Origin of the sequence: Kocuria sp. JC486 (genome assembly GCF_011602805.1) — a bacterium.
GTDB lineage: Bacteria > Actinomycetota > Actinomycetes > Actinomycetales > Micrococcaceae > Kocuria > Kocuria soli.
This window is the reverse complement of sequence record NZ_JAAOZS010000044.1, coordinates 1-3,481: the sequence shown is the minus strand read 5'-3', so window position 1 is coordinate 3,481 and position 3,481 is coordinate 1. Positions and strand designations below refer to the sequence as shown.

Genomic DNA, 3,481 nt, shown 5'->3' with positions numbered 1-3,481 from the left:
GTGTGGTAACCCACATCTTGCCCGGAGGCCTTCATCTACCCCGCGTGTTCACAACCTGCCGGGGAAGTACAGCTAGCATTGAACAATGCGCACGCAGGCAGCGTCGGAGCAGCCGATGAGCATCAGTCAGGTCGCCGACCGCACCGGCCTGAGCGTGCACACGCTGCGCTTCTACGAACGCAAGGGCCTGTTGATCGCATCGGTGCGTCGCAGTTCCGGCGGTCGGCGCATCTACACCGAAGCCGACGTGGAATGGCTCGACATCTGCACCCGGCTGCGTGCGTCTGGCATGCCGCTGGCCAAGCTGCAGACCTTCGCCGCCATGGTCAGGCGCGGCCCCGGCAACGAAGCCGAGCGACTGTCCCTGCTGCGCGAGCACCAACATCACATCGAGAACCAGCTCGCCGAGCTCCGGGGCTGCCTGGACCTGATCACCTGGAAGGTCGGCGTCTACGAGCAACACCTCAGCGAGGGAACAGCCCCAGGACTATGGGATCCCTCCACCAGCGAGGACCCGTCCTGATCTGCCGAACCGCGCACGAGATCAGACCTGACTGCCATCGCAGATCAGGCGTCTTCGCAAGGGGATCCCCTTGTGGAATGTGAGCCCCAGCGGCCATCGCCCGCGGCAACGTGCCGCCACGGAGCATCGAAAGAACCCCGCCATTTAGCGGACGAAGTCACAGGGCGGGCGCCGCAACTGGTATGTGCCGGTGGGGTATACCCCAACATGACACCCCGCGACCTGGGGGGCCACGGTTCCCAATAGGGTTGCTGGCGGAGATTTCGTGACACATCTGCGCAGGCAGCCGCGCCGACCACCCTTGTGCGACACACTTGCTCCATGCCCACCACACAGCGTGTCGCCTACGTCCGAGTCTCATCCGCCGGCCAGAACCTCGACCGGCAGCTCGAGGCCGTCGGGGAGGTCGACAAGACCTACAGCGATTACCAGTCCGCCGCCGCAGCCTCCGCGCGTCCCGAGCTGCGGAAGGCCATCAAGTACGTGCGGGAGGGCGACACTCTCGTGGTTTCCTCTATCGACCGTCTCGCCCGCTCGCTCCGCGACATGCTCACGATCATGGAAGAGCTCGAGCAGAAGGGCGTCACCGTCGAGTTCTGCACCCAGGGCCTCACGATCCGTCCCGGCGGGGGAGACCTCACCACCCGGCTGATCCTCCACATCATCACCGCGGTGGCCCAGTCCGAGCGCGAGATGATCCGGGAGCGACAGGCCGAGGGCATCGCGATCGCGAAGAAGACCCCCGGCAAGTACGCAGGCCGCAAGCGCCGGCTCAACAGCGACCAGATCCGCGAGATCCGCAACGCCGTCGCGAGCGGAGTTCCCAAAGCCCAGATCGCACGTACCTACGGCATCAGTCGAAACACGCTGTACCGCTACCTCGAGACCCCGACGCTACCGATCTAGAGCCGGAGGGTCCTTTGGCAAGGCATCTTCGAGGGAGAATGCCACCGATTCAAGGAGCAGCGCGGCGATCCCGGCGATCAGCCACCCGAACCCGATCATCCCAACGATCTCATCGAGTGCCGAGTCCTCTCTGGGGGAGAGGGAGAGCACCAGAATGGCACCACCGAACCCAGCCCAGATCCAAAGGATCCGCTTTGCCCGAATGGCAGCCGTCAGGGTCTCCTTGGTGTTGTTGTCGCCGCGCCACAGGATGCGCATCCGCCCCCAGAGGGCGACGCCCGCGAACAGCAGCCCGACCAGGAGGGAAGCCACGCCCAAGCTCGGTACGGCATCGCAAAAGGCCTGCAGGGGAGTGAAAAGCGTCGCTACCACCACCAGCGTGAATGTGGCTGCCACACGTACCGGAACCGGCTTCTTATGCGGGGTCGTCATGACACTCATTGTGCCGCCTGGGAGACCTCGCGGATGCCGTGGGCGGTGAGCTCGGCGTACCGCGTGAACAGCAACTCCTGCCGTTCCTGCTCACTGCGACAGGTGCGCTTCGCGCCGAACGCTTTGTCCACGACGGCGTCCAGCGCTCGGTGGGCCTTGAGTAGTTCGGGAGTCATCGCCAGCGGGTCGTAGTGCTCGGCGAGCGACCGTTCAGGGTGCAACGCCCGTGCGGCGAGGACGCCCTCGCCGGCCGCGATGATCTTCTCGCGTACAGCCGGCTCCACCTCGGGAAGAGGGAGGGTGTTCCAGGTGAGGGTGTTCGAGAACCGGATTCGTGACTCGAGCCGTCCCCCGACCGTCTTCTGCCAGGCCATGAACATGGAGGAGGAGATGATGCCGAACAGGAACCCGTCGGGATCGTCCGCCTTGAAGGTCGCGTTGCTGGCGATCACGTCGGGCTCGAAGTAGGCGCAGGTCATGAAGAGTCGATGCTCGCTCACGACGCTGGGGATGCAGATGAAGCGCACGTCGGGCTGGGAGCGCTGGCCGAAGAGGTGAGGTGTCGCAGCCATGCCGCGAGTCGACGCGGCAGAGCTGGCGCTACGGAACGCGCGCACCGCCTCGAGTCGCGTCTTGAGTACGGGGGACTTCCGTGCGTCGGCGGGGTCGAGATCGACCAGCCACAGGCACCAGCGCTCCTGCCGGCGGACGAGCTCGCGGGCACCGACATACCGGCGCACATACTTCGCGGCTACAGGGTCGGCCATCACCCCGGCGTGGTCCTCCTGCAACTTCGCGAGGTATTGCGCGATGACCTGCCCATCGCCCGAGACCCGCTGTACGTCCACCCCGTGCTTCCGGGTGGGCATCGCTCCCGTCGCGGCCTTCACGTACCGGGACCAGCGCCCGTGCGGAGCTTGGGGACCGCGACGTCGATCGTGCCGACCCGTGTGTCGAGGTCGCGATGGCGGTAGCCGTTGCGTTGCGCAGAACGACCAGCGCTGGGCCGGCCGTACTCCGCGCCGGCAACAGCGTCCGCGTCCGCAGAGAGCAGGGCGTTGATCACGTCCTGCAGCAGGCTGCGCATCAGATCCGGTGACGCCTCGGCCAGGGCTTCACCGAGCAGGCCGGAAGGGTCGACAATGTGAGGTGCGGTCATCGTGATGACTCCGTTCGAGGATTCTGTGGAAGGTTGACTCGAAGGATCACACGGTGGCCGCGTCGCCGTCCGGAACGATCGCGGGGCCACCGCGCTACACCACTATCGGGGACTTAACTGCGGACCGCGTGGAGCCGTACTGGCACGAGGCGATCCGCCGCGCGAACCCCGGTCGACGCTGAGCGAGGAGCACGACGGGTGAGGCCGGGGAGCGTGGTCGGCCTCGGGTCGAGGGATGTGGGGCGCGTCGGGAGCCGTACCCGACAGGAGCGTCCCCGACTTCCGAGGGCCGACCGGTGATTCCAGCCCGGTCCGGGGTCTGTGGTCCTGAGGGGAGTGCGATGAGTGTCCTGTCCATGACCGAGACCGAAACTGCAGGGGTGCGGGGGGGGGTGCCTCTATGGTTTCCGTCAAGCGGCCAGGGCCACCGGTGACGGGGTCTGAGACTCGGTGGGGTCTTG

The 3,481-nt window shown here is 66.2% G+C and carries 4 protein-coding genes and 1 pseudogene; 2 read left to right on the top strand and 3 right to left on the bottom strand.

Features of this window, described 5'->3' with window-relative positions; all coding sequences use genetic code 11:
- Positions 1-85 precede the first annotated feature (85 nt).
- Positions 86-523, top strand: coding sequence for a MerR family transcriptional regulator (locus GWK18_RS12740; protein ID WP_166835704.1), 438 nt, complete (start codon positions 86-88; stop codon positions 521-523).
- 321 nt (positions 524-844) lie between these two features.
- The gene (locus GWK18_RS12735; RefSeq protein ID WP_166835701.1) at positions 845-1,429 is read left to right on the top strand and encodes a recombinase family protein; all 585 of its coding nucleotides are present in this window, start codon (positions 845-847) and stop codon (positions 1,427-1,429) included.
- Here GWK18_RS12735 and GWK18_RS12730 read toward each other — a convergent pair.
- The 3 genes and pseudogenes from GWK18_RS12730 to GWK18_RS12720 form a co-directional block, all read right to left on the bottom strand.
- Entirely contained in the window at positions 1,418-1,861 is a 444-nt protein-coding gene (locus tag GWK18_RS12730; protein ID WP_166835698.1) for a hypothetical protein, read from the bottom strand. The two genes, GWK18_RS12735 and GWK18_RS12730, sit on opposite strands and share 12 nt — an antisense overlap.
- Positions 1,862-1,866: 5 nt before the next feature.
- Positions 1,867-2,730: a type IIL restriction-modification enzyme MmeI gene (locus GWK18_RS12725; RefSeq protein WP_245193333.1), complete on the bottom strand. Its 864-nt coding sequence runs from the start codon at positions 2,728-2,730 to the stop codon at positions 1,867-1,869.
- A gap of 35 nt (positions 2,731-2,765) precedes the next feature.
- Positions 2,766-3,020: pseudogene (locus GWK18_RS12720) on the bottom strand (transposase); the annotation flags it as partial.
- Positions 3,021-3,481: the final 461 nt, after the last annotated feature.